A 24,256-nucleotide genomic window follows, 5' to 3' on the forward strand; every position below is an offset into this window, starting at 1 on the left:
CACCTCGCGTGATCAGCTCTGGTCGGCGCCGACCAGCTGGGACTTCTCATGGGCCTCTTCCTGGGCCATGGACTTGCGGGCTGCGTTGATCTGGCGGCGGCCCCAGCTCTCCGAGAGGCCGTAGCGCTTGGCCAGCTCGGCGGGCTTCACCGGCTGCTCGGCCGCCACCGACATGCGGTAGTCGTAGCGGGCCGCGGACCGCTTGTCCTGGTCGCTCATCGGCCCGTCCGGGACCGGGGGCAGGGTGAGCGTCTGCTCGGTGTCCTGGACATCGGTCGGCTTCTTCGCGCCGCCGGCGGTGGTCGCGGCGGGCTTCTGCTTGGCGGCGCCGGACTTGGCGGTGGTCTTCGCGGCGGCCCCGGTCTTCGCGGCCTCGGTCGCCGAGGTGTCGGTCTCGGGGGTGTCGGTTTCCGAGGTGCCGGTCTCGGGGGTGGGCGCAGCGGCTCGGTCGTCCTGCTCGGCGGTGACCTTCGGCAGTTCGAGCGTGACCGTGGGGGCGTCCGCGGTGCCGCCGGTGGCGAGCTCGGACCGCGCCTCCTCGGCGGGCCGCTGCGCGTTCCGCGCGGTGGTCGCGGGCCGTTCGTCCTGCGCGGTGGTGCCGGATTCCCGCGCCTCGGCGGCGGAATCCGCGGCGTCCGCCGCGACCGCACCGGACGCCTTCGCGGAAGGGCCGGAGTTCGTCGCGGAAGCATCGGAGCTCTTCGTGGAAGCGCCGGAGCTCGTCGCGGTGACGCCGGAGCTCTTCGTGGTGACGCCGGAGCTCTTCGTGGTGACGCCGGAGCTCGTCGCGGCGGCGGAGGTCTTCGCCGCCGCCCTGGGCGTCGTCGCGGCCGTCGCAGAATCCCGCGCCGTCGAGCCGGATTCCGCGGTCTCCGCGGCGGTGGAACCGGCCCGGACCGAGGACGCGGCGGCGCGTTCGGCGGCCGGGCGCTGCGCCGCGGGCTCGGTGGCCCGGGAGGTCTCGTTCGAGGTGGTCCGCGGCGCGTTCCGGGAGTTCTCGGCGCGTTCGTCGTCCGAAGTGGACGATTCGGTCCTGGCGGCGGGTTCGGCCTCGACGCGCGGCTGGACCTCCGCGCGGGGTTCGACGCGTTCGGTCTCCCGCTCGCCGATCGCGCCGGCCGCCTGCTGCTCCTGCTCGGCCTGCGCCGCGATCTTGAGCGCGTTCGCGCGGCGGGTTCCGGGCGGGGCCAGGGTGCCGAGCCCGGCGATCTCCTCGACCGGGATGTCGATGACCTGCTTGCGGAACGCTTCGGCGGTGCTGCGCCGGTCCACCATCCAGCGCAGCACGAGCAGGCCCGGCCGCAGCCGGAACCCGCGCATGCCGTGCTTGGCCTCGTAGTCCGCGCGCAGCTCCAGCAGCACCACGTCGAACACCGCGACCGCCGCGATGGGGAGCCCGGCGGCGACGATCTGCGCCTCCTGGCTCGGCTGGTGGATCCAGTTGATCCACGAGCTGACGCCGGTGAACGCCCACATCAGGATGCGGCCGCGCACCGCGGAGCGGCCGTTGATGGAGGAGCGGTAGGTCATCAGGGTGCAGGCGAACGCGGCGCCGTCGAAGGTGGCGGGCACCAGCCACGCCGACCAGTAGGTGAACCCGGCCATCGACTGCATGCCGTACTCGTGCAGGCCGACGAAGCTCGCGCCCCAGCCCATCACGGCGGCCATCGCCACGAAGATCAGCGCGGCGATGGACAGCGAGCGGCTTCCGCGATCGCGGGGGGCGCTGGGAAGCGGCTCCGCGTTCGGAATCGGGCTGCTGGTCGAGTGCTCGCTGCTCTTGGCGGCGTCATGCACGGGGTGTCCTCCAGATTCGCGTGACGGCACGCTCGGCAGTGCCGGATAGTAACTAACCCATCACCTGGACGGATGACCGGATGCCGATTCTGTGCTAGGGGAGGGCCCGATTCGCTCGCAATGAGTGGTTTTCGCCGGGTGGCCGACCGCCGCGCGGCAGGAGCGGAGGCGCCGGGATCAGCCGGTGAAGCTCGCGATGACCTCCGGGTGCGCGTCGGCCCACCGCGCCGCCGCCGCCTTCTCCTGGCCCTTGGGCGCGGCGTTGACCTCGTTCTCCAGCGACGCCAGCTGCGCGTCGTCGAGGTGGAACTTCCGCACCATTCCCGTCACCTCGGGGAAGTCGGCCGTGAAGCCCTTCCGGCCGACCGCGTGGATCTGTTCCGCCGCCCCCATCGCGCCGCGCGGATCGGCCAGGTCCTTGATCGGGAACTTCGCGTACGCCCAGTGCGGGTGCCACAGCGTCACCACGATCGGCTGGTGCGCGTCGACGGCGCGTTGCAGCGACGCGAGCATCGCGGTGGTGGAGGAGGTCTGGAGGGTGTACTGCCCGTCCAGCCCGTACTGCGGGATCATCTGGTCGCGGGTCACCCGGCTGAGACCGGCCCCCGGGTCGATGCCGGTGATGGTGCCGCCGAACTCGGCGGCCCGGCCGCGCAGGTCCTCGATCGAGTTCACGTCCACCAGGTAGTCCGGCACCGCGATGTTCAACGTCGCCCGGTCGTACCAGACGCCGAGGTCCTCCAGCCGGTCGTGGTACTGCGCCCAGTAGTCGGCGTGCGTCTGCGGCAGCCACGAGTCGAGGAACAGGTCGACGTCGCCCTTCGCCAGCCCCGCGTAGGTCGGACCGGCCTCCAGCTCGGTCAGCTGAACCTGGTAGCCCCGCCGTTCCAGCACCACCTCGTACAGGTTGCTGACGGCGATCGCCTCGTCCCAGGCGATGTAGCCGATGGTGATCCGCTTGCTCTGCTGCCCGGTCTCCGGTTGCCTGCCACCGCAGCCCGCGGCGAGCAGCACCAGCGCCGCCAGCAGTGCGACGCACGTGACCCAGCGCGATCTCCGCATGGTCCTGCCTCCCGTCCTCGTCATCCGGTGCGCGCGGCGCGCCGCGCCGCGGGGAAGCGGTCGGCGAGCACGGCGGTGATCCGGTCCAGGTAGACGGCGAGGATCACCACCGCCACGCCCGCTTCGAACCCGGCGCCCAGCTGCACCCGCGTGACCGCGGTGTAGACCTCGGTGCCCAGGCCTTCGGCGCCGACCATGCCCGCGATGACCACCATCGACAGCGACAGCATGATCACCTGGTTGATTCCGGCCATGATCGACGGCAGGGCCAGCGGCAGCTGGATGCCGGTGAGGATCCGCCGCGGCGGCGCCCCGAACGCGTGGCCCGCTTCGACCACCTCGGCGTCGACCTGCCGGATGCCCAGCTCGGTCAGCCGCACCCCCGGCGGCAGCGCGAAGATCACCGTGGCGACCACGCCGGGCACCGACCCGATGTTGAAGAAGAAGATCACCGGGATGAGGTAGACGAACGCGGGCATCGTCTGCATCAGGTCCAGCACCGGCCGCACCACCCGGCTCACCACCCGGCTGCGGGCCGCCAGCACTCCCAGCGGGACGGCCACCGCGATCGCGATCGCGCTGGCCACGAGCACGAGCGCCGAGGTCTGCACCGTCGGCGGGAACTCCCGCATGCTCACCACCAGGCCGAACCCGAGCAGCGCGAACAACGCGAACCGCCAGCCGCGCAGCCACCAGCCCAGCGCCGCCAGCAGCAGCACCAGCACCCACGACGGCGGCCACAGCAGCGCCGCGGTCAGCCCGTCCACCGCCGAGCGCACCACCAGGTCGATGAAGTCGAAGACCGGGCCGATCGTGTCGTCGAGGAAGTTCACCAGCGCCTGGAACCAGTCGCCGAGCGGAACCCTGGGTAGCTCAGGCATCGCCGCCCTCCTGCCCGCCCGCGCCGAGCGCGCGCAGCAGCGGCACCGGCCGCACCAGCCCCACCAGCCGGCCCGTCCCGTCGACGACCGGGGTGTCGGTGCCGACGCGGCCGAGGAATCCGTCGAGCGTGCGGTCCGCGGCCACGGGCTCCGGCCCGGGGTGCAGCAGGTCGGCGAGCGCGGTGTCCGGTGGTGCGAGCTCCGCGGCCGACCGCTCCAGCAGCCCCACCGGCCGCCCGCGGTCGGTGATCGGCAGCCGGTCCAGGTCGTGCTCGCGCAGCAGCTCCAGCGCCCGCCGCAGCGGCTCGGCGCGATCCGCGTGCACGGCCGGTTCGGCGACGAGCCCGGCGGTGAGCACCCGGCTGCGGTCGACGTCCCGCACGAAGCGCGCCACGTAGTCGTCCGCCGGGCGGTGCAGGATCTCGGCGGCGGTGCCGACCTGCACGATGCGCCCGGCGCGCATCACCGCGATGCGGTCGCCCAGCCGCATCGCCTCGTTGAGGTCGTGGGTGATGAACACGATCGTCTTGCCCAGCTCGCCCTGCAGCCGCACCAGCTGGTCCTGCATGTCCCGCTTGATCAGCGGGTCGAGCGCGCTGAACGCCTCGTCCATCAGCAGCACGTCGGTGCCCGCGGCCAGTGCTCTGGCCAGCCCCACCCGCTGGCGCATGCCGCCGGAGAGCTGCGCCGGGAACCGGTGCTCCCACCCGGTCAGGCCCACCATGCCCAGCGCCTCCGCCGCCCGTCCGCGGGCGCGCGCCGGCGGATCGCCGCGGACCAGCGGCCCGTACTCGGCGTTGTCCAGCACGGTGCGGTGCGGCAGCAGCGCGAAGTGCTGGAACACCATGCTCATGGTGCGTTGCCGCAGCACCCGCAGGTCCCGGCCGGTGAGCGCGGTGACGTCGCGGTCGTCGGCGCGCACCCGGCCCGCGGTGGGGGTGAGCAGGCCGTTGAGCATCCGGATCAGCGTGGACTTGCCGGAGCCGGACAGGCCCATCACCACGAACGTCTCCCCGGGCTCGACGGTGAACCCGACGTCGAGCACGGCGACGGTGGCGCCCGCCCCGGCCGGGTCACCGGCCCGGCAACGCCGCAGCGCCTCCTCGGGCCGGGTGCCGAAGACCTTGCACAGACCGTCCGCTCGGAGCGATGTCAACGCCTCGCCTCCTCGCCCGGTGCGGCTCGCGCGGATCTGTGCCAGATCCCGCGATCCCGTGCGGTGCGGCGGAAATCCTCCGCATCCGACCGAGGATAGGCCCGGGGCGGGCGGGGCCCGACATTGTCGAAAGTCCCGACTGCGGGCGGCCCGCGGCAGTGCCCTGGTTCTCACGATGTGTAACGGGGCGGCGTCCGGTCGGCGGAGACGTTTAAGGTCGGATGCATGCAACCCTGGTCGTCGGTCCCCGTGCCCCAGGTGCCGGGCACACCCCGCCCCCTCCGGCTCTTCGACACCGCCACCGGCGAGGTCCGGCCCACCCAGCCCGGCCCCGTCGCGCGGATGTACGTCTGCGGCATCACCCCGTACGACGCCACCCACCTCGGTCACGCCGCCACCTACCTGGCGTTCGACCTGGTCCACCGCATGTGGCTGGACAACGGCCACGAAGTGCACTACGTGCAGAACGTCACCGACATCGACGACCCGCTGCTGGAGCGGGCCGACCGGGACGGCGAGGACTGGATCGTGCTGGGCATGCGCGAGACGGCGCTGTTCCGGGAGGACATGTCCGCGCTGCGGGTGCTGCCGCCGCAGGACTTCATCGGTGCGGTCGAGGCCATGCCGGAGATCGTGGAGGCCGTCGGGAAGCTGCTGTCCTCCGGCGCGGCCTACCGGGTCGACGACGAGTACCCGGACGTCTACTACCGGCACGATGCGACCGGCCGGTTCGGCTACGAGTCGAACTACGGCCCGGAGGACATGCTCAAGTTCTTCGCCGAGCGCGGCGGCGACCCGGACCGTCCCGGCAAGGAGCACCCGCTGGACGCGCTGCTGTGGCGGGCCGCCCGTCCCGGTGAGCCGTCCTGGGAGTCCGAGCTCGGGCCCGGCAGGCCGGGCTGGCACCTGGAGTGCTCGGTGATCGCGCTGAACCGGCTGCGGATGGACTTCGACGTGCAGGGCGGCGGCTCCGACCTCGCGTTCCCGCACCACGAGTACAGCGCCGCGCACGCCGAGGCGCTGACCGGCGAATCCCCGTTCGCGCGGCACTACTGCCACGCGGGCATGGTCGGCCTCGACGGCGAGAAGATGTCCAAGTCCAAGGGCAACCTGGTGTTCGTCTCGCGGCTGCGCGGCGACCGGGTGGACCCGATGGCGGTGCGGCTGGCGCTGCTGGACGCGCACTACCGCACGGACCGCTCCTGGACGGCGGACGCGCTCACCGCGGGCACCGCTCGGCTCGCCCGCTGGCGGGAGGCCGCGGCGCTGACCGCGGGGCCTGCCACGGCGACCGCGATCGCCGGGTTGCGGGACCGGCTCGCCGACGACCTGGACACCGAAGGCGCGCTGCGCGCGATCGACACGTGGGCCGACGAGGCGCTCGCGGGCGGCGGCAGCGACGCGGCCGCGCCCGACGAGATCCGCGCCGCGGTCGACGCGCTGCTGGGCGTGCAGCTCTGAGCAGCGGGCCCGAACAGCGGAACGCCCTCCGAGCCTGGCTCGGAGGGCGTTCTCGTGCGATCGGGCGTGCGCATCAGCCGGGTCCGGGACCCAGCGGCCCCTTGCCGCCCGGCCCCCGCCTGCGCAGGTAGCGCTCGAACTCGGCGGCGATCGCGTCGCCGCTGGTCTCGGTGAGCTTCACCTCGGCATCGCCGCGTTCTTCCAGGGCGCGCACGTAGTTGCGCACGTCCTCGTCCTCCTCGGCCATCTCGCTGACCGTGGTCTCCCACTCCTCGGCCTGGTCGGGCAGGTTGCCGAGCGGGACCTCCAGGTCCAGCGCGTCCTCCACCCGGTGCAGCAGCGCCAGCGTCGCCTTCGGCGACGGCGGCTGCGACACGTAGTGCGGGACCGCCGCCCAGAACGAGATCGCCGGGATGCCCGACTGCACGCACGAGTCCTGGAAGATCCCCACGATGCCCGTCGGGCCCTCGTAGGTGGAGCGCTCCAGCCCGTAGCGGGTCGCCGAGTCCGCGTCGTAGGCCGTGCCGGTCACCGGAACCGGGCGGGTGTGCGGCGAATCGGCCAGCAGCGCGCCTAGCGAGACCACGGTGCGCACCCCCGCCTTGTCGAGGTGCTCCAGCAGCTCCGCGCAGAACGCGTTCCAGCGCATGTTCGGCTCTATCCCGTGCACGAGCACCACGTCGTGCTCGGCGCCCGGCGGCCGGCACACCGACAGCCGCGTCGTCGGCCAGCTCACCTTGCGGGTCACGCCGTCCACCAGCTTCACCGTGGGGCGCGAGACCTGGAAGTCGTAGTACGGGTCCGGGTCGATCTCGGCCAGCGGGGAGGCGTCCCAGGTGAGTTCGAGGTGCTCGATCGCGGAGCTTGCGGCGTCGCCCGCATCGTTCCAACCTTCGAATCCGATCACCGCGATCGGAGCGGTCGGCCCTGCGGGTTTGCCTTCGGTCGATGTCCCTTCGGTCGATTTCCCCTCGGTCCGGTCCACCTGGTCTGCGGAGCGTGGTTCGCGATCGTTCACCGCGTCAGCCTACGACCTATCGCCGACGTGAGCGCCCGACATCCCGCAGACGTTCGGAACCGGCGGGGGAGGGATCGGCCACGTTCGCTGGGAGCCGCCCCGGGCGCCCTGCTGTACTGGCGGGGTGGGACTGATGAGCTTGCTGAGATCAGGGCGCGATGGCTGACGCCCGCCCCGCCGCCGTTCTGTTCGACATGGACGGCACCTTGGTCGATTCCGAGAAGCTGTGGTCGATCTCGCTGAGCGATTACGCCGTGCACCGCGGTGGTGAGCTCGGCGTCGCCACCCGCGAAGCGATGGTCGGCTCGAACATGTCCACCAGCATGCGGATGCTGCTGGCCGATCTGGGCCTGCCCGCCGATCCGGCGAACGTCGCGGACGCCGCCGGGTGGGTCGAGAAGCGCAGCGCCGAGCTGTTCCGCCAGGGCCTGCCGTGGCGGCCCGGGGCCCGGGAGGCGCTCGACCAGGTGCGCGCGCTGGGCATCCCGTCCGCGCTGGTCACCTCCACGATCCGCTCGCTGGCGGAGATCGCGCTGGACACGCTCGGCCGGGATTCCTTCGACGTCACCGTCTGCGGCGACGAGGTCGACGGCCGCAACAAGCCCGACCCGGAGCCGTACCTGCGGGCGGCGCGGCTGCTGGACGTGGACCCGCGGCGCTGCGTGGCGGTGGAGGACTCGCCGACCGGAGTGGCGGCGGCCGTCGCCGCCGGGTGCACCGTGGTCGCGGTGCCCTGCGAGGTGCCGCTGGAGCCGGGGGAGCGGCGGGTGCTGCTGTCCTCGCTGGAGTCCTTCGACGTGCCCGCGCTGAGCGCGCTGCTGCCGGGCGCGGTCGCGTGAGCGGCGGCGGGACCGCTGTCGGGTCCCGCCGCGCCGGATGCGAGGATCGAACGTCGTGAAGACCTTCGACGAGCTGTTCAGCGAGCTCCAGGAACGCGCCCGCACCCGGCCGGAGGGCTCGGCCACCGTCGCCGCGCTCGACGCCGGAGTGCACGCGCAGGGCAAGAAGGTCATCGAGGAGGCGGGCGAGGTGTGGCTCGCCGCCGAGCACGAGTCCGACGAAGCGCTGGCCGAGGAGATCTCGCAGCTGCTCTACCGGCTCCAAGTGATCATGCTCGCCCGCGGGCTGAGCACCGAGGACGTCTACCGGTACCTCTGAACGTGCGACGCGAGCGGGTGGAACATCCCGTTCGTCCTTGTCGTCCCGTTCAACTCCGTTGCCCCGATGGAGGAATCCGCCTCGGCGCGACCTCGATCGCCGATCACTCGGTCATAATGGGAGTGATCTTGAAGCGATGAGGTGGGGGTGAGGAAGATGGCCGTAGTGCAGCCAGGGGAAGCGGCTCCCCAATGGGAGATCGTGGCCGGGATGCCGTGCTGGATCGAGCTGGTCACCACCGACGTGGACCAGGCCCGCGAGTTCTACGCCGAGCTCTTCGGCTGGCAGTACGACACGCACCAGGACGACGAGGCCGGGGAGCACGTCGTCGCCTACCGCGACGGCTTCCCCGTCGCCAGCATCCGCCGCTCCGCGGGCGAGCACTCCGAATGGCGGCTGTTCCTCGCGGCGCAGGACGTCGACGCCGTCGCGGAGCAGGCCCGGGGCGAAGGCGCCCGGATGGTCGTGCCGCCCGCCGACGTCCCCGGCATCGGCCGCAAGACCGTCCTCACGGGGCCCTCCGACGCCGAATTCGGGTTGCTCTCGCCCGACGACTCCTGGCAGTTCGACGTCGGCCTGCCCGGCACCCTCATGTGGGCCGAGCTCGTCACCATCAAAGCCGCCGCCGCCGACGGCTTCTTCCAGCACCTCTTCGGCTACGAAGCCGAGCAGTTCGGCGCCGAGAACCGCTCCAACTACGCCGTCTGGTACCTGGCCGGGGAATCCGTGCTCGCCCGGGTCAGCATGATCCGGGACTACATCACCCCCGACACCCGGCCGCACTGGCTGCTCTACCTCGGCGCCGACGCCGAGGAGGGCATCGACGGGCTCGTGCACCGCGCCATCGGACTCGGCGGGCGAGTCCGCGTCGACCCCTACGGCTCCAGCATCGGCCGGGTCGCCGTGCTGCGAGACCCCACCGGGGCGCGGTTCGCCGTCGTGGACGACACCCAGGCCACCGACTGGTTCGACAGCGCGGCCAACTTCGATCCTTACGATGATTGACGGTCTTCGGCCTGCTTAGTGCTCGGGTGGCGGAACCTCAGCGGCTTCCTCGCTGCGGGATCGTTTTCGCAGGTGGCTCCGCCACATGCGACAACGCTGTCCTCGCGAGGAAACCGCTGAGAACCCGCGGCGGTGCGAGTTGCTCGGGTGGTCGCTGCTCAGCGGCTGCGCCGCTGACAGGAAAGAGGGAAGACGGTCGGCTCGGTCAGCGGGGGGTGACCAGGAGGGTCTGGGCGGAGCGGCCGACCGGGCCGGTTCCGTCGTGGACGGTGCTGGTGGCGAGGCCGCCGCCGTCCGGGCCGAGCGTGGTCTCCGCGTCCAGGCCGACCCACTCGCCGACCGGTTCCCGGTGCAGGTGCACCGTCAGGTCGGTGTTCGCGAACGACCACTCCGACATCCGCGCTCGCCGGGACACGCCGCTGGACGAGTCCACCACCGCGAACAACCGCTGCAGCGGGCTCGGCTCCTCCCCGGCCAGCAGCGGAATCCGCTGCCGCGCCCACACCCGCGCGCTGCCGAGCTCGGCGCCCGGGCCCGCGCGCCACTCCATCGCCGCCGCGTAGCCCTGGTCCCAGCCGTCGATGCCCGGCACCTCCGGCCACGCCAGCGGATCGCCCAGCACCTCGTGCGCACCGCCCGCGACCGGCGTGCTGTCCCCGCGGACCATGCGCCACGCGCGAGCCGTCGCGCACACCCGCCCGCCCGCGGACAGCTCCGCCGACAGCAACTGCACCGAACGGCCCGGGCGCAGCACCTCGGCGCGCACCGCCAGCTCGGCCACCGGCACCGGGCCCAGCACGTCCACCGCCACCCGGCGGATCGCCGTGCCCGGCGCGGGAGCGCAGCGCTCCAGCTCGCGCACCAGCAGCGCCGACACCGGGCCGAAGTGCTGCGCCGCATCCGACCAGGGGCCCGCGGTGTGCTCGGTGGCGCGGAACCGGTCCGCGCCCAGCCGCTCGTAGAACACGGCCCGTTCGTCCACTGCGTCCTCCTCGATCACGGTTCTGCCCTCGGCGAACGCTCAGTCCGTCCGGTCCAGCAAGGACTCCTGTCCCGGGTCGGGCTCCGGCCAGCCCGGGTAGGGCGGGGGAGTGCCGCCGAACTCCGGGCAGCGGGACTTGTGATCGCAGTAGTCGCACAGCTTGCTCGGGTTCGGGCGGAAGTCGCCGGTCTTCCCGGCGCGCAGGATCGCCTGCCAGATCGCGTCCAGCGTCCGCTCGAACCGGCGCAGCTCGGCCTCGTCCGGCGCGTAGGCCAGCGACTGCTTGTCCGACAGGTACATCAGCAGCAGCTGCTTCGGCACCTCACCGCGGGTGCGCCACAGCACCAGCGCGTAGAACTTCATCTGGAACATGGCCTTCGCCTCGCCGATCAGCCGAGGCGCCGCGCCCGTCTTGTAGTCGACCAGCCGGATCTCCCCGGTCGGCGCCACGTCCACCCGGTCGATGAACCCGCGCAGCAGCAGCCCCGACTCCAGCTCCGTCTCCACCCGCAGCTCGCATGCCTCCGGCTCCAGGCGGCGCGGATCCTCCAGCTCGAAGTACGAATCGAGCAGCCGGGTCGCCGACCCCAACCAGGTGCGCAGCTGCGGGTCGTCCGGTCCGTCGAACAGCTCCGCCAGCTCCGGCTGCCCCGCGAGCAGGTCCTGCCAAGCCGGTTCCAGCAGGTCCCGGGCGTGCTCGGCGTCGCGCTGCTCGGTGGGCAGCGCGAACATCCGCTCCAGCACCGAGTGCACCACCGTGCCGCGCACCTGCGCCCGCGTCGGCGTCTCCGGCAGCCGGTCCACCGCGCGGAAGCGGTACAGCAGCGGGCACTGCTTGAAGTCACCCGCGCGCGACGGCGACAACGCCGGTCTGCGCCTCCCCGCGGGCAGGCTCGCCCCGTCCGACCCGCCCACGGCGGCGAGCTCCGATCGGGTGCCATCGCTGGTCCGGGCCGGTTCCACCATGCCCGCACCCTAGAACAGGGGTCCGACGGGATCGCGCACGCGTGGCGGATCACCGGCGCCTCACGGGTCCCGCTCTACCCTGTGGGCCATGTCCGCCAACACGGCCCGCGGCCGAGCCGCTCCACCGGACAACGGCCTGCTGCTGTGCCGGGTGGCCGGGGTGCCGGTGCTGCTGTCGCCGTCCTGGTGGGTGGGGGCCGCGTTCATCGTGCTGCTCTACACCCCGCTGGTCGGCCGCATCCTGCCCGCCGCGAGCGTGTGGACCTGCGCGTTCCTCGCCGCCGGGTGCACCGTGCTGCTGGCCGCCTCGGTGCTGCTGCACGAGCTCGGGCACTGCGTGGTGGCGATGCGGCTGGGTCTTCCGGTGCGGCGGATCCGGCTGTTCCTGCTCGGCGGCGTCTCCGAGATCAGCCGCGAGCCCGCCGCCCCCGCGCAGGAGGGCCTGGTGGCCGCCGCGGGGCCCGCCGTGTCGGTGTTGCTCGCCGCGGGCACCGGACTCGGCTGGTACGCGATGGAACCCGGCGGGGCGATCTGGTTGCTCGTCGCGCAGACCTGCGTCGCCAACATCGCGGTCGCCGTGTTCAACCTGCTGCCCGGGCTGCCGCTGGACGGCGGGCGGATGCTGCGCTCCCTGCTGTGGGCGGTCACCGGGCGCAGGCAGCTCGGCACCACCGCGGGGGTCGTCGGCGCCGGGCTCGTCGCCGCCGGACTGCTGGTGTGGGCGCTGCTCGGGCTGCTGCAGGACGTGGACGACCAGTGGCTGCGGCTGCTGGCCTGCGTGTTCATGGTGTGGTTCGTCATCGCGGGCGCCACCGCCGAGCACGCCGCCGAACAGCGCAAGAGCCGGCCGGTGCGGTTCTCGCTGGCCGAGCTGATGCGCCCCGTGCTGCAACTGCCCGCCGAGAGCCCCGTCGGCGACGCGCTGGTCGCCGCCGCCGGGCGCGGGGTGGTGCTGGTGCGCGCCGACGGCGTCGCGGTGGGCCTGCTCGACCAGTCCGCCGCCGAACGCCTCGCGACCCGCGCGCCCCGCGACCCCGCCGAGCACGCCGCCGAACCCGTCGGCCCGGACACCATCCTGCTGGAGGGAGAGCCGGGGGAGGACGTGCTCGAACGGGTGCGTACCGTACTGGCCTGGCAGTTCCTCGTCATCGACACCGAAGGCAGGCCCTGCGGGGTGCTGCGCCGGGAGGACCTGCGCAGCGCGCTCCGCTCCCGCGCCCGCGAACGGTGAGCACCGGCGGGAACCGCCCGGACCCTCTGCGACGATGGTCCGCCGAACCCGCCGAGCCGCGGCACCCCCGCTCACTCCCGTGACGTCCCGCGCCGGCGGCCCTTGCCGAACGCGCACTTGGAGGAACGAAGCACGTGAGCACCGTCAGCGGTGAGTTCCAGCCCGGCGACCGGGTCCAGCTGACCGATCCGAAGGGCAGGCACTACACCGTCGTCCTCGAGACCGGCGGCGAGTACCACACCCACCGGGGCGCACTGGCGCACGACGACCTCATCGGCAGCCCCGAGGGCTCGGTGGTCACCTCGGCGGGCGGCACCTCGTTCCTGGCGGTGCGGCCGCTGCTGGCCGACTACGTGCTGTCCATGCCGCGCGGCGCGCAGGTCATCTACCCGAAGGACGCCGCGCAGATCCTGATGTGGGGCGACATCCGCCCCGGCGCGCGGGTGCTCGAAGCGGGCGCCGGTTCCGGTGCGCTGAGCTGCTCGCTGCTGCGCGCCGTCGGCGAGCAGGGCAGCGTCGTCTCCTACGAGGTGCGGGAGGACCACGCCGAGCACGCCGAGCGCAACGTGCGGAAGTTCTTCGGCGAGGTCCCGGAGAACTGGACGCTGCGCGTCGCCGACCTCGCCGACTACGACGAGGGCCAGGTCGACCGGGTCGTGCTGGACATGCTCTCGCCGTGGGACGTGCTGGACACCGTCTTCCAGAACCTGGTGCCGGGCGGCGTCCTGGTGGTCTACGTGGCGACCACGACGCAGCTGTCCAAGGTCACCGAGGCCATCCGCGAGCAGCAGTGCTGGACCGAGCCGCAGGCGTGGGAGACGCTGATCCGGCCGTGGCACGTGGTCGGTTTGGCGGTGCGCCCCGAGCACCGGATGGTCGCGCACACCGCGTTCCTGCTGGTCACGCGGCGGCTCGCGGACGGCGTGACGCCGCCGCGCCCGCAGCGCCGCCCCAGCAAGGGCTGAGCGGGGTCCGGTGGCACCGCGACCCCCGCGGTGCCACCGGCCACCTCACTGCCCGAGCTTGCAGATCTTCCAGGCACCGTCCTCGACGGTGAGCACGATCGTCTGGTCGACGGGCATCGTGGCGCCGCCCAGCGTGTAGTCGCCGTTGAGCTTCGCCCGCGCCTGCTCGCCCTGCGCGGTCACCTGCCCCAGCTCCACCTGGAACCGCCCGCTGGAGAGCTGCTGGAACTGCTGGTCCAGCTCTGCGCGGTTGGACTGGCACAGCTGCGGTCCGAGCGCGGCGAAGTCGCCCGCGTTCACCTTGTCGACGAGTTCCTGCGCGGCGGGCCGGGGCTCGCCCGGGCCGCCGCTGCCGCCGAACAGGAAGAGGCCGCCGACGACGGCCCCGGCGACGACGACCACGCCGACCCCGCCGAGGATCCACGGCAGCGGGGACCGGCCCCGCTCGTCCTCGTCGTCCTCGATCTCGGCGGGCTGCTGGGTCCAGGCGCCCGCGCCGAACTCGCCGCCCCAGTTCGGGGCGGGGGCGATCGACCCGTACTGGTCCTGGAACTGCCCGAACTGCGGGTCGAGGTGGGCCTGGCCGAACGTGGGCTGCTGGCCGGGCTGGGGCTGCTGCCCGAACGGGTCCTGCCCGGGCGCGGCCGGGAAGGGCTGCTGGCCCGGTTGTGCCGGAACCCCGGCGATGGGGCCCTGCGGCCAGCCCGCGTGCTGGTTCGCGTAGAACGCGGGCTGCTGCTGCGGAGGTGGGGTGCCCTGGGTTGCCGCGCCGTCCGCCTGGTTCCCGGCGGGCTGCGGGTCCCACCCGCCCGGGCCGGGCTGTTGCGGCGGATAGGTCATGGGATGTTCCTCCCCCAAGGTCTGTGCTTAGGCCGCACGGAGGTGCGGTCGCCGTCTTCTCGGCGCGCGTAAGTAGACCAGAGCGTTATCCGGCGCATGTCAGGAGTAGACCTTTCCGATCCGTACGCCCGGGGTGTCCCTCACCGGGTGAGATGCCCGACATGAGGATCTGGCCGGAGCACGTTTCGACTGCGGAAACCCCGCGTTGTTCCAAATGATGGGAGAAGTCGGACACGCCCGTCCGCAACGACACCCGGTTGTCAGCCCACCGACACCCGGATGCCGACGTTCGGCACCGAACGCGGTGGCGGAGCGGAAAACCCGTGGTCGTGCGCCCGGTCACGCGACCACCGAAACCGGGTGGTGCCACCGAATGGACCATGATCGTGGACGCACCGTGTTCACCGTCCACTCCCACCACGCCCGGGCCGGGTCGTCGACGACGCGCGAATCATGGGTATTCGCCGATTTTTGTGGCAGGCTGGCGCATCCGGCGGGCCAATCACGACGCCGCTGTCGTCGGTGATCGCCGGTACCGTGGTGGTACGAGCACGGGAGGAGGGTGCCGATATGCAGCACGACCGTCCCGGCAGCCGGCCTGAGGAGGGCGGCGAGCAGCAGCCCGGCGGGCAAGCCGAGCTCAACAGCCAGATTCGTCTGCTCCAAGACGAAGTGGCGTTGCTGCGCCGAAAGCTCAACGAGTCGCCCCAACAGGCCCGGTTGCTGGAGAAGCGGCTGGCCGAGGCATCCGAGCGGGTGAGCCAGCTCACCGAACGGAACGCCAAACTCACCGAGACCCTGAAGGAAGCGCGCGGCCAGCTCACGGCCCTGCGCGAGGAGGTCGACCGCCTAGCCCAGCCACCCAGCGGATACGGGACCTTCCTGTGCCGCTACGAGGACGGCACGGTCGACGTGTTCACCTCCGGCCGCAAGATGCGGGTCGCCGTCTCGCCCAACGTCGAGCTCGACGAGCTCGGTCTCGGGCAGTCGGTCCGGCTCAACGAGGCGCTGACCGTCGTGGAGGCGGGCGCCTTCGAGCAGATCGGCGAGGTGTGCACCTTCCGGGAGATCCTGCCCCCGAGCCTCACCGACACCGCGGGCACCCACCGCGCCCTGGTGCTGGGCCACACCGACGAGGAACGCGTCGTGTGGCTGACCGACCCGCTGGTGGAGGCCGGGCTCAAGTCCGGTGACTCCGTGCTGGTCGACAGCAAGGCGGGCTACGCCTACGACACGGTGCCGAAGGCCGAGGTCGAGGACCTCGTGCTCGAAGAGGTCCCGGACGTGGGCTACCTGGACATCGGCGGTCTGGGGAGCCAGATCGAGCAGATCCGGGACGCCGTGGAGCTGCCGTTCCTGCACTCCGACCTCTACGTGCAGTACCAGCTGCAACCGCCGAAGGGCGTGCTGCTCTACGGCCCGCCCGGGTGCGGGAAGACGCTCATCGCGAAGGCGGTGGCGAATTCGCTGGCCAAGAAGGTCGCCGCGGCGCGCGGGGACGACGACGGGCAGGCGAAGTCCTACTTCCTGAACATCAAGGGCCCCGAGCTGCTGAACAAGTTCGTGGGCGAGACCGAGCGGCACATCCGGCTCATCTTCCAGCGCGCCAGGGAGAAGGCCTCCGAAGGCACCCCGGTGATCGTGTTCTTCGACGAGATGGACTCGATCTTCCGCACCCGCGGCAGCGGCGTGTCCTCGGACGTGGAGACCACGATCGTGCCGCAACTGCTCTCGGAGATCGACGGCGTCGAGGGCCTGGAGAACGTCATCGTCATCGGCGCCTCCAACCGCGAGGACATGATCGACCCGGCGATCCTGCGACCCGGCAGGCTCGACGTGAAGATCAAGATCGAGCGGCCGGACGCCGAGTCCGCGAAGGACATCTTCTCCAAGTACCTCACCGAGGCGCTGCCGGTCCACGAGGAGGACCTGCTCGAGTTCGGCGGGGACAAGGCCGCCTGCATCGACGCGATGATCCAGACGACCGTCGAGCGGATGTACGCCGAGACCGACGAGAACCGGTTCCTGGAGGTCACCTACGCCAACGGGGACAAGGAAGTCCTGTACTTCAAGGACTTCAACTCCGGCGCGATGATCCAGAACATCGTGGACCGCTCCAAGAAGGCCGCGATCAAGTCGGTGCTCGACACCGGGCAACCGGGCCTGCGGGTGCAGCACCTGCAGGACGCGATCATCGACGAGTTCGCCGAGAACGAGGACCTGCCCAACACGACCAATCCGGACGACTGGGCGCGGATCTCGGGCAAGAAGGGCGAGCGGATCGTCTACATCCGGACCCTGGTCAGCGGCAAGAACCAGGAATCCGGCCGGGCGATCGACACGGCCACCAACACCGGCCAGTACCTCTGAGCCAGCACGGGAGCGGCCCCCCCGGAACCAGCGGCGGGGCCGCTTCTCGTTGCGCCACCGCGGTTTCCGCCCCGGTGGAGTGGTGCCCGAGTGTCGATCCCGACGGGCAGCGATTAGGTTTTCAGGCATGATCTCCACGTCTGCGGGCCGGTTCGGACTCGGGCTGGCCGCGCTCGGCCGCCCCGCCTACATCAACGTCGGCCGCAGCGACGCGCTGCCCGCGCACCGGACCGCCGAAGCGATGCGGGTGCACACCGCCCAGGTGCTCGACGCGGCCTTCGCGCGCGGCATCCGGTGGGTGGACGCGGCCCGCTCCTACGGCTCGGCGGAGGAGTTCCTCGCCGGCTGGCTCGCCGAACGCGGCCACGGCGACGTCACCGTCTCCAGCAAGTGGGGCTACGCCTACGTCGCCGAGTGGCGCATCGAGACCGAGGTGCACGAGGTCAAGGAGCACTCGGTGGAACGCCTCCGCGAGCAGTGGGCGCAGAGCCGCGCGCTGCTCGGCGACCGGGTCGACCTCTACCAGGTGCACTCGCTCATCCCGGAGAGCCCGCTGTTCGACGACCTGGCGCTGCAGCACGAGCTGGCCCGGCTCCGCGACTCCGGAGTGCGGCTCGGGTTCTCCACCAGCGGTGCCGCGCAGGCCGACGCCGTCGAGCGGGCCTGGGAGCTGGAGATCGGCGGGGCGCAGCTGTTCAGCGCCGTGCAATCCACCTGGAACTCGCTGGAGCCCTCGGCGGGGCGGGCGCTGACCGAGGTGCACCACGGCGGCTGGCGGGTGCTGGTGAAGGAGTCCCTCGCCAACGGCAGGCTCGCGGTGGACCCGCCGGAACTGCTGGCCAGGGTCGCGCGGCGGCACGGCACCACGCCCGACGCGGTGGCGCTGGCGCACGCGCTCGCCCAGCCGTGGGCGGACGTGGTGCTCGTCGGGCCCGCCGACGTGGCGCAGCTGGACTCGAACCTGGCGGCGGCCGAGGTGCGGCTCGACGCGACCGACCTGGGCGAGCTCGCCGCGCTGGCCAGGGATCCCGCCACCTACTGGGGCGAGCGCGCGTCGATGCCCTGGCACTGACCCCGCCGGCCGTCAGGCCTCCTGCCGGGTGAACCACTCGTGGATGAACTGCCTGCTGTCGGCGGCGAACGACCACTCCGGGTCCGCCAGGCGGGCGCGCAGCTCGTCCAGCGGCATCCACCAGCCGTCGGCGACCTCCTCCGGCTGGTGCACCACCGGCCCGTCCCAGCGCACCTCGTAGACGAAGCCGTGGTGGCGCACCGAGCCGTCCTGGAACACCGAGCGGAACAGGAACCGCAGCGGCACGCCCCGGACGCCCAGTTCCTCCGCCAGCTCCCGCTCGGCGCCCACCGCCGGGTCCTCGCCCGCGGCGACCACCCCGCCCGCGAAGCAGTCGTGCGCGCCCGGGTTGACGTCCTTGTGGTCGGTGCGCCGGTGCACGTAGACCGATCCGCCGTCGACCGAGCGCACCAGGATCGAGGTGGCCGCGTGCCACAACCCGTCCCGCCGCATCCGCCAGCGCGGCGCGGACCCCGCGACCCGGCCGGACTCGTCGTACACCGCCACCTGTTCGTCCTGAGCTCCCACGCCCGCATCCTCGCAGAGATCATCCGGTGGAAACCCGGAACGCGGTTCCCGGGACCACTCGGCAGGCGGAACCGGCACCGCCGGAAACTCTGCTTCCCGGCCCGGAACCCGTAGGCTTCCAGGTATGCGGCGGATCATGGGAACCGAAGTGGAGTACGGCATCGTCGTGCCCGGCGATTCGACGGCGAACCCGGTGCTGACCTCCACGCACATCGTGCTCGCCTACGCGGCCGCGGCCGACATCCCGCGCGCCCGCCGTGCGCGGTGGGACTACGAGGTGGAGTCACCGCTGCGGGACGCGCGGGGCTTCGACCTGGGCGCCTCGGCGCCGCAGAACAACGGCAACGACAGCGACGACCTCGGCGCGGCCAACGTCATCCTCACCAACGGCGCCCGGCTCTACGTCGACCACGCCCACCCCGAGTACTCGGCGCCCGAGGTCACCAACCCGCGCGACGCCGTCATCTGGGACAAGGCGGGCGAACGGGTGATGGAGGAGGCCGCGATCAAGGCGGCCAGCGTGCCCGGCACCGCGCAGATGCAGCTGTACAAGAACAACGTCGACGGCAAGGGCGCCAGCTACGGCACCCACGAGAACTACCTGATGGCCAGGGACACCCCGTTCACCGCGGTGATCGCCGGGCTCACCCCGTTCTTCGCGTCCCGCCAGGTGATGTGCGGGTCCGGGCGCGTCGGGCTCGGGCAGGCGGGGGAGAAACCGGGCTTCCAGCTCTCCCAGCGCTCGGACTACATCGAGGTCGAGGTCGGCCTGGAGACCACGCTCAAGCGCGGCATCATCAACACCCGCGACGAGCCGCACGCCGACGCCGACAAGTACCGCAGGCTGCACGTCATCATCGGCGACGCGAACCTCGCCGAGACCTCCACGTACCTGAAGGTCGGCGCCTCCGCGCTGGTGCTGGACATGATCGAGGCCGGGGAGCGCTTCGACGACCTCAAGCTGGCCGACCCGGTGCAGGCGGTGCACCTGATCAGCCACGACCCGACGCTGCGCCAGATCGTGGAACTCGCCGACGGCCGCCGGTTCACCGGCCTCGACCTGCAGCGCGAGTACCACGACCGGGCGGCGCGGCACGTGGCCGAGCACGGCGGCGACCAGGCCGCCAAGGACGTGCTGGCCACCTGGGGCGAGGTGCTGGACCTGCTCGGCGGGGACCCGATGGACTGCGCGGACCGGCTCGACTGGCCCGCGAAGCTGCGGTTGCTGGAGAACTACCGGGAGCGCGGCAACCTCGGCTGGGCCTCGCCGAAGCTGCACATGATCGACCTGCAGTACTCCGACGTGCGGCTGGACAAGGGCCTGTACAACCGGCTGGTGGCCCGCGGCTCGATGCGCAGGCTCGTCACCGAGGACGAGGTGCGCGCCGCCGTCACCAGCCCGCCGGAGGACACCCGGGCCTACTTCCGGGGACGCTGCCTGGAGCGCTACCCGGCCGCGGTCGCCGCCGCCTCCTGGGACTCGGTCATCTTCGACCTGGGCCGGGAATCCCTGGTGCGCATCCCCACCCTGGAACCGCTGCGCGGCACCCGCGCCCACGTGGGCGAGCTGCTCGACGCCGCCACCAGCGCCGAGGAACTGGTGGACTCGCTGACTCGCGGCTGACCACGATCCGGAACACCCGGTCCGCCCGCCGCGAAAGATCGCAAGAATGCCCGCTCGGATGTGGGCGAACAGGGGTTCCGCTAGGTACTGTTCCTCACAGGATGCCCTTTGTTCGACGACCGTTCGACCAGCCCGGCATCCGACGGACAAGCACCGGGAGGGCGAGATGTCCCAGGAAAAGGTCCAGCGGCCCGACGGCGGCGACGGCGACGAGGAATCGGGTCCCGAAGCAGCCGGCCAGGAACGTCGCGAGAAGCTCGGCGAAGACGTCGACGCCATCCTGGACGAGATCGACGACGTCCTCGAGGAGAACGCCGAGGACTTCGTCCGCGCCTACGTCCAGAAGGGCGGCCAGTAGGCACCGACACCGCGCGGCCGCCGGGACCCTCGCCCGGCGGCCCTCCGCCACGCGGACGGCCGTGATCTTCGCCGTCGCGGGCGATCTTGATTAGAGTTGCGGTACGGCCCAGATCAACCGGCCTCGCCGTCGCGGCGGCGGGGCAGTCCTTCGAAGCAGGAGACGATGTCGCCGATGGAATCCAGCGCGGCTCGGAACTTTCCGGGTCAGGCCCTGCCCGCTGCCTACCTCACCTCCGGATCCTCATCGTTCACCGACTTCCTCCAGGTCACCGCGCCCGAGCTGCTGCCGGGCAACCGGGACGTCCCGCAGGGCGTCGTCGAGGCGCCGCACGGCACCACCATCGTCGCGCTGACCTTCCGCGGCGGCGTGCTGCTGGCCGGTGACCGCCGCGCCACCATGGGCAACCTCATCGCCCAGCGGGACATGGACAAGCTCTACGTCACCGACTCCTACTCCGCGGTGGGAATCGCGGGTACCGCGGGCATCGCGCTGGAGATGGTGCGGCTGTACGCGATCGAGCTGGAGCACTACGAGAAGCTGGAAGGCGTGCCGCTGTCCCTGGACGGCAAGGCGAACAAGCTCGCCACCATGCTCCGCGGCAACCTGCAGGGCGCCATGGCGGGTCTGGCGGTGCTCCCGCTGTTCGCCGGGTTCGACACCGCGGCCGAGGATCCGGACCGGGCGGGCCGGATCATCTCCTACGACATCACCGGCGGGCGCTACGCCGAATCCGGTGGCTACCACGCGGTCGGCTCCGGTTCGGTGTTCGCGAAGTCGGCGCTGAAGAAGCGGCACGACCCGGACGCCGACGTGGACTCGGCGGTGCGCAACGCGGTCGAATCCCTCTACGACGCCGCCGACGACGACACCGCCACCGGCGGCCCGGACCTGTCCCGGCGGATCTACCCGACCGTCGTGACCATCACGGCCGAGGAGGGTGCGGTCCGGCTCGACGAGCAGCAGTCCGCCGCCATCGCCGAAGAGGTCGTGCAGGGCAGGCGCGAGAACCCGGGCGGCTGACGCCGCATTCCCCCGACGATGCCGTTCCCCGCCGAGCGGGGCTGCCGAACGATTCGATCCAGGAGTGCACAGCCGTGACGATGCCGTTCTACACCTCCCCCGAACAGCTGATGCGGGAGCGTTCCGAGCTGGCCCGCAAGGGCATCGCCCGGGGACGCAGCGTGGTGGTGCTCAAGTACGCGGGAGGCGTGCTGTTCGTGGCGGAGAACCCCTCCACCACGCTGCACAAGGTCTCCGAGATCTACGACCGGCTCGGGTTCGCCGCGGTCGGCCGCTACAGCGAGTTCGAGAGCCTGCGGGTGGCGGGGGTGCGCATCGCGGACTTCCGCGGCTACTCCTACGACCGGCGGGACGTGACCGGGCGGTCGCTGGCCAACACCTACGCCCAGCACCTGGGCGCGATCTTCACCGAGCAGATCAAGCCGTTCGAAGTGGAGATCTGCGTCGCCGAGGTCGGGCAGACCGCCGAGACCGACCAGCTCTACCGGCTCACCTACGACGGTTCGATCGTGGACGAGCCGCAGTTCGTGGTGATGGGTGGGCAGGCCGACACGATCAACTCGGCGATGAAGGACTCGTTCGAGGACGGCATGGAGCTGGGCCCGGCGGTGGAGCTGTCGGTGCAGGCGCTCGCGGCCAGCGGGGAGAGCACCCGCGAGCTCGGCGCCAAGCAGCTGGAGGTCGCCGTGCTGGAGCGGTCCCGGCCGCACCGCACGTTCCGGCGCATCGCGGGCGCGGCGCTGGAAGCACTGCTGCCGAAGCCCGCCGCCGAGTCCGAGAGCTCCGAGGAGTCCGCGGACTCCGGCGACGGCGGGAACGGCTCCGCGAACGGGAAGTAGCCCGCTCAGCGGTCGACCAGCACGAGCTTGCCGACGTGCCGCCGCGAGGTCAGCTCGGCCTGCGCCCGGTGCACGTCGGCGAGCTCGTACGTCCCGGCGATGACCGGGCGGACCGCGCCGTCGCGGGCGATCTCGGCGAGCTGCCGGAAGTGCGCCGGGGTGTGCATGCTCGATCCGACGAGCGCGATGTTGTGCAGGTACAACCGGCGCACGTCGAGCTCCACCAGCGGGCCGGCGAGCGCCCCCGCCACGACCCACCGGCCGCCGTCGCGCACCGCGGACAGGCCGTCCGGGATGTTCTGACCTGCGGCTACGTCGAGGACCACGTCGACCCGGCCCGCTCCGACGGCGTCCCAGGGCCGGTCAGCGCGGTCGACGACCTCGGTGGCGCCCGCCGCGCGCACCGCGTCGAGCTTGCCCGCGCTGCTGATCGCGAGCACCTCCGCGCCGCGGGCCGCGGCCAGCTGCACCAGCGCCAGCCCCACCCCGCCGGAAGCCCCGGTGACCGCGACGGTGTGCCCGTCGCGCACGTCGCCGCGTTCGAGCATGCCCAGCGCGGTGCCGTAGGCGGTGGGGAAGCAGGCGAGCTCGGCGTCGTCCAGCGGTGATCCGCTCATGTCGTGCGCCCGGTCGGCGCGCGCGGTGACGTACCGGGCGTAGCCGCCGTCGCGTTCGCTGCCGAGCAGCCCGACCGGGTTCGCGTCCTCGCCGTCGCCGTCGTAGATCGCGGGGTCGAGCAGCACGCGGGTGCCGCGCAGAGCCGGATCGGCGCCGGGACCGACGTCGACGACGGTGCCCGCGACGTCCGCGCCCTGGATGCGGGGGAAGTCGACGGGGCCGCGCCAGCCCGCGCGGGCGTCGGGGTCTCCGGGCCTGCCGTAGGCGCCCTCGCGGGTCCACAGGTCGGTGTTGTTCAGCGCGGCCGCGCCCACCCGGACCAGGACTTCGCCGGGGGCGGGCGTCGGCACCGGGACGTCGGTGAGCTGCAGGACCTCGGGTCCGCCGTGGCCGGTGAGGCGGGCTGCGGGCATGGTGCCGGGAACGGTCATCGGGGGCCTCCGCACGCTAGTACACTGATCTGTGAAGTCGACGCGAGCGTAAGGTATACCGATCGGTGAACACAATGCCGCTGGATCCGCAGACCCTCACCCCCGGCGCGCGGCGCATCCTCGACGCCGCGGCCGCCCTGTTCTACGAGCTCGGCATCACCGCCGTCGGCGTGGATCTGATCGCCGAGCGCTCCGGGGTGACCAAGCGGACCCTCTACGACCGGTTCGGTTCCAAGGACGTCCTGGTCGCCACCTACCTCGCCGAACGCGACCAGCGGTGGCGCGCCGAGGTCACCGCCGCCCTGGAGCACCCGGGCCTGTCCGCGCTGGACCGGGTGACCGCGCCGTTCGACGCGCTCGCCGCGTGGACGGCGCAGCACTCGCGGGGCTGCGCCTTCATCAATGCGCTCGCCGAGCTACCCGACGGCGGGCACCCGGCCCGCGAGGTAGCCGCGGACGAGAAGCGGTGGCTGCTGGCGCTGTTCGAGCGGCTGGCGGCCGAGGCGGGCCTCGCCGACGCCGCGCCGCTCGCCGGCGAACTGCTGTGCCTGCACGAAGGGGCGCTCGTGGTGGGCTCGGTCCTGCCCGGCGACGCCATCGGCGACGCGGGACGAGCGGCCCGCGCGCTCGTCGCGGCCCGGGCCTGGTCGGGCTGACCGGGTCGGGTTCGGCCCGGTCGGGGGTGGCCGGTCGGGCTCGGTTCCGGTCCAGCTCGTGTCGTGTCGGGCTCGGTGCCCGTGTCGGGCCGGGCTCGTTTTCGGTCGAGCTGGTGGGTGGTCGGGCTCGTGCCGGGGCGGGCGGGCCGGTGGCCGATCGGGCTCTCGCCGGGTCGGGCTCGTGCCGGGGCGGGCCGGTGGGTGGTCGGGCTCGT

Annotated in this window: 23 protein-coding genes; 13 read left to right on the plus strand and 10 right to left on the minus strand. The window is 72.2% G+C overall.

The genetic code is table 11. The features are described from left to right. Window positions 1-12: 12 nt before the first annotated feature. From AC29IT_RS09800 to AC29IT_RS09815, 4 genes are all read right to left on the minus strand, one after another. Entirely contained in the window at window positions 13-1,797 is a 1,785-nt protein-coding gene (locus AC29IT_RS09800) for a DUF2637 domain-containing protein (RefSeq protein ID WP_488218486.1), read from the minus strand. A gap of 177 nt (window positions 1,798-1,974) precedes the next feature. Further along, the gene (locus tag AC29IT_RS09805; protein WP_488218487.1) at window positions 1,975-2,859 is read right to left on the minus strand and encodes a glycine betaine ABC transporter substrate-binding protein; all 885 of its coding nucleotides are present in this window, start codon (window positions 2,857-2,859) and stop codon (window positions 1,975-1,977) included. 20 nt (window positions 2,860-2,879) lie between these two features. Further along, window positions 2,880-3,740 (minus strand): ABC transporter permease, encoded by an 861-nt coding sequence (locus AC29IT_RS09810; protein WP_488218488.1) that lies wholly within the window; start codon window positions 3,738-3,740, stop codon window positions 2,880-2,882. After that, window positions 3,733-4,896: a quaternary amine ABC transporter ATP-binding protein gene (locus AC29IT_RS09815; protein ID WP_488218489.1), complete on the minus strand. Its 1,164-nt coding sequence runs from the start codon at window positions 4,894-4,896 to the stop codon at window positions 3,733-3,735. The genes AC29IT_RS09810 and AC29IT_RS09815 overlap by 8 nt, the downstream gene beginning before the upstream one ends. Window positions 4,897-5,121: 225 nt before the next feature. On the opposite strand from AC29IT_RS09815, the gene mshC reads away from it, so the two are divergent. Further along, window positions 5,122-6,357, plus strand: coding sequence for a cysteine--1-D-myo-inosityl 2-amino-2-deoxy-alpha-D-glucopyranoside ligase (mshC, locus tag AC29IT_RS09820; RefSeq protein WP_358442245.1), 1,236 nt, complete (start codon window positions 5,122-5,124; stop codon window positions 6,355-6,357). Between the two features lie 73 nt (window positions 6,358-6,430). Here the strand turns inward: mshC and AC29IT_RS09825 are convergent, their stop codons facing one another. Further along, a complete protein-coding gene (locus AC29IT_RS09825; RefSeq protein WP_488218581.1) occupies window positions 6,431-7,270 on the minus strand; it encodes a PAC2 family protein in 840 nt (279 codons plus the stop codon). 263 nt (window positions 7,271-7,533) lie between these two features. Here AC29IT_RS09825 and AC29IT_RS09830 point away from each other — a divergent pair, with 263 nt between their 5' ends. The 3 genes from AC29IT_RS09830 (at window position 7,534) to AC29IT_RS09840 (ending at window position 9,538) form a co-directional block, all read left to right on the plus strand. Further along, window positions 7,534-8,214 (plus strand): HAD family hydrolase, encoded by a 681-nt coding sequence (locus AC29IT_RS09830; protein WP_488218490.1) that lies wholly within the window; start codon window positions 7,534-7,536, stop codon window positions 8,212-8,214. A 55-nt stretch (window positions 8,215-8,269) separates the two neighbouring features. Then, on the plus strand, window positions 8,270-8,533 hold the full coding sequence (locus AC29IT_RS09835) for a phosphoribosyl-ATP diphosphatase (protein WP_358442237.1): 264 nt from the start codon (window positions 8,270-8,272) through the stop codon (window positions 8,531-8,533). Window positions 8,534-8,689: 156 nt separating this feature from the next. Continuing rightward, window positions 8,690-9,538, plus strand: coding sequence for a VOC family protein (locus tag AC29IT_RS09840; RefSeq protein WP_488218491.1), 849 nt, complete (start codon window positions 8,690-8,692; stop codon window positions 9,536-9,538). Between the two features lie 205 nt (window positions 9,539-9,743). Here the strand turns inward: AC29IT_RS09840 and AC29IT_RS09845 are convergent, their stop codons facing one another. Both AC29IT_RS09845 and AC29IT_RS09850 read right to left on the minus strand, forming a co-directional pair. Continuing rightward, entirely contained in the window at window positions 9,744-10,520 is a 777-nt protein-coding gene (locus tag AC29IT_RS09845; protein ID WP_488218492.1) for a thioesterase family protein, read from the minus strand. 39 nt (window positions 10,521-10,559) lie between these two features. Then, entirely contained in the window at window positions 10,560-11,486 is a 927-nt protein-coding gene (locus tag AC29IT_RS09850) for a RecB family exonuclease (RefSeq protein WP_488218493.1), read from the minus strand. A gap of 88 nt (window positions 11,487-11,574) precedes the next feature. On the opposite strand from AC29IT_RS09850, the gene AC29IT_RS09855 reads away from it, so the two are divergent. Together AC29IT_RS09855 and AC29IT_RS09860 are read left to right on the plus strand one after the other, a co-directional pair. After that, the gene (locus AC29IT_RS09855; protein WP_488218494.1) at window positions 11,575-12,717 is read left to right on the plus strand and encodes a site-2 protease family protein; all 1,143 of its coding nucleotides are present in this window, start codon (window positions 11,575-11,577) and stop codon (window positions 12,715-12,717) included. Between the two features lie 134 nt (window positions 12,718-12,851). Continuing rightward, the gene (locus tag AC29IT_RS09860; RefSeq protein WP_224960100.1) at window positions 12,852-13,682 is read left to right on the plus strand and encodes a tRNA (adenine-N1)-methyltransferase; all 831 of its coding nucleotides are present in this window, start codon (window positions 12,852-12,854) and stop codon (window positions 13,680-13,682) included. Window positions 13,683-13,727: 45 nt separating this feature from the next. Here AC29IT_RS09860 and AC29IT_RS09865 read toward each other — a convergent pair whose 3' ends face one another. After that, window positions 13,728-14,522, minus strand: a complete 795-nt coding sequence (locus tag AC29IT_RS09865) for an Rv0361 family membrane protein (RefSeq protein WP_488218495.1) — start codon at window positions 14,520-14,522, stop codon at window positions 13,728-13,730. Between the two features lie 570 nt (window positions 14,523-15,092). Between AC29IT_RS09865 and arc the strand changes: the two genes are divergently transcribed. Together arc and AC29IT_RS09875 are read left to right on the plus strand one after the other, a co-directional pair. Then, window positions 15,093-16,892 carry a proteasome ATPase gene (gene arc, locus AC29IT_RS09870; RefSeq protein WP_358442219.1) on the plus strand — a complete coding sequence of 600 codons (1,800 nt, stop codon included), beginning with the start codon at window positions 15,093-15,095 and terminating at the stop codon, window positions 16,890-16,892. A gap of 127 nt (window positions 16,893-17,019) precedes the next feature. Then, entirely contained in the window at window positions 17,020-17,964 is a 945-nt protein-coding gene (locus AC29IT_RS09875; RefSeq protein ID WP_488218496.1) for an aldo/keto reductase, read from the plus strand. Window positions 17,965-17,976: 12 nt separating this feature from the next. On the opposite strand, the gene AC29IT_RS09880 is transcribed toward AC29IT_RS09875, so the two are convergent. Then, window positions 17,977-18,492 (minus strand): NUDIX hydrolase, encoded by a 516-nt coding sequence (locus AC29IT_RS09880; protein ID WP_488218497.1) that lies wholly within the window; start codon window positions 18,490-18,492, stop codon window positions 17,977-17,979. 124 nt (window positions 18,493-18,616) lie between these two features. Here AC29IT_RS09880 and dop point away from each other — a divergent pair, with 124 nt between their 5' ends. The 4 genes from dop (at window position 18,617) to prcA (ending at window position 22,336) form a co-directional block, all read left to right on the plus strand. Continuing rightward, entirely contained in the window at window positions 18,617-20,116 is a 1,500-nt protein-coding gene (gene dop / locus AC29IT_RS09885) for a depupylase/deamidase Dop (protein ID WP_358442210.1), read from the plus strand. Between the two features lie 166 nt (window positions 20,117-20,282). Next, window positions 20,283-20,474, plus strand: a complete 192-nt coding sequence (locus AC29IT_RS09890; protein WP_184478281.1) for a ubiquitin-like protein Pup — start codon at window positions 20,283-20,285, stop codon at window positions 20,472-20,474. Between the two features lie 174 nt (window positions 20,475-20,648). After that, window positions 20,649-21,497 carry a proteasome subunit beta gene (gene prcB / locus AC29IT_RS09895; protein ID WP_488218498.1) on the plus strand — a complete coding sequence of 283 codons (849 nt, stop codon included), beginning with the start codon at window positions 20,649-20,651 and terminating at the stop codon, window positions 21,495-21,497. A 74-nt stretch (window positions 21,498-21,571) separates the two neighbouring features. Then, a complete protein-coding gene (gene prcA / locus AC29IT_RS09900; RefSeq protein ID WP_358442205.1) occupies window positions 21,572-22,336 on the plus strand; it encodes a proteasome subunit alpha in 765 nt (254 codons plus the stop codon). A gap of 5 nt (window positions 22,337-22,341) precedes the next feature. Here prcA and AC29IT_RS09905 read toward each other — a convergent pair whose 3' ends face one another. After that, entirely contained in the window at window positions 22,342-23,385 is a 1,044-nt protein-coding gene (locus AC29IT_RS09905; RefSeq protein ID WP_488218499.1) for a zinc-binding dehydrogenase, read from the minus strand. A gap of 74 nt (window positions 23,386-23,459) precedes the next feature. On the opposite strand from AC29IT_RS09905, the gene AC29IT_RS09910 reads away from it, so the two are divergent. After that, complete coding sequence (locus tag AC29IT_RS09910) at window positions 23,460-24,041, plus strand: TetR/AcrR family transcriptional regulator (RefSeq protein ID WP_488218582.1); 582 nt, start codon at window positions 23,460-23,462, stop codon at window positions 24,039-24,041. Window positions 24,042-24,256: the final 215 nt, after the last annotated feature.

The organism is Saccharopolyspora sp. MMCC62 (assembly GCF_057736575.1).

Excerpts from the sequence above, each read along its gene's own strand:
- AC29IT_RS09805 (WP_488218487.1), bottom strand. The coding sequence starts at position 2,859 with ATGCGGAGATCGCGCTGGGTCACGTGCGTCGCACTGCTGGCGGCGCTG.
- AC29IT_RS09810 (WP_488218488.1), bottom strand. The coding sequence starts at position 3,740 with ATGCCTGAGCTACCCAGGGTTCCGCTCGGCGACTGGTTCCAGGCGCTG.
- mshC (WP_358442245.1), top strand. The coding sequence starts at position 5,122 with ATGCAACCCTGGTCGTCGGTCCCCGTGCCCCAGGTGCCGGGCACACCC.
- AC29IT_RS09830 (WP_488218490.1), top strand. The coding sequence starts at position 7,534 with ATGGCTGACGCCCGCCCCGCCGCCGTTCTGTTCGACATGGACGGCACC.
- AC29IT_RS09840 (WP_488218491.1), top strand. The coding sequence starts at position 8,690 with ATGGCCGTAGTGCAGCCAGGGGAAGCGGCTCCCCAATGGGAGATCGTG.
- AC29IT_RS09850 (WP_488218493.1), bottom strand. The coding sequence starts at position 11,486 with ATGGTGGAACCGGCCCGGACCAGCGATGGCACCCGATCGGAGCTCGCC.
- AC29IT_RS09855 (WP_488218494.1), top strand. The coding sequence starts at position 11,575 with ATGTCCGCCAACACGGCCCGCGGCCGAGCCGCTCCACCGGACAACGGC.
- AC29IT_RS09865 (WP_488218495.1), bottom strand. The coding sequence starts at position 14,522 with ATGACCTATCCGCCGCAACAGCCCGGCCCGGGCGGGTGGGACCCGCAG.
- arc (WP_358442219.1), top strand. The coding sequence starts at position 15,093 with ATGCAGCACGACCGTCCCGGCAGCCGGCCTGAGGAGGGCGGCGAGCAG.
- AC29IT_RS09875 (WP_488218496.1), top strand. The coding sequence starts at position 17,020 with ATGATCTCCACGTCTGCGGGCCGGTTCGGACTCGGGCTGGCCGCGCTC.
- dop (WP_358442210.1), top strand. The coding sequence starts at position 18,617 with ATGCGGCGGATCATGGGAACCGAAGTGGAGTACGGCATCGTCGTGCCC.
- AC29IT_RS09890 (WP_184478281.1), top strand. The coding sequence starts at position 20,283 with ATGTCCCAGGAAAAGGTCCAGCGGCCCGACGGCGGCGACGGCGACGAG.
- prcB (WP_488218498.1), top strand. The coding sequence starts at position 20,649 with ATGGAATCCAGCGCGGCTCGGAACTTTCCGGGTCAGGCCCTGCCCGCT.
- AC29IT_RS09905 (WP_488218499.1), bottom strand. The coding sequence starts at position 23,385 with ATGACCGTTCCCGGCACCATGCCCGCAGCCCGCCTCACCGGCCACGGC.
- AC29IT_RS09910 (WP_488218582.1), top strand. The coding sequence starts at position 23,460 with ATGCCGCTGGATCCGCAGACCCTCACCCCCGGCGCGCGGCGCATCCTC.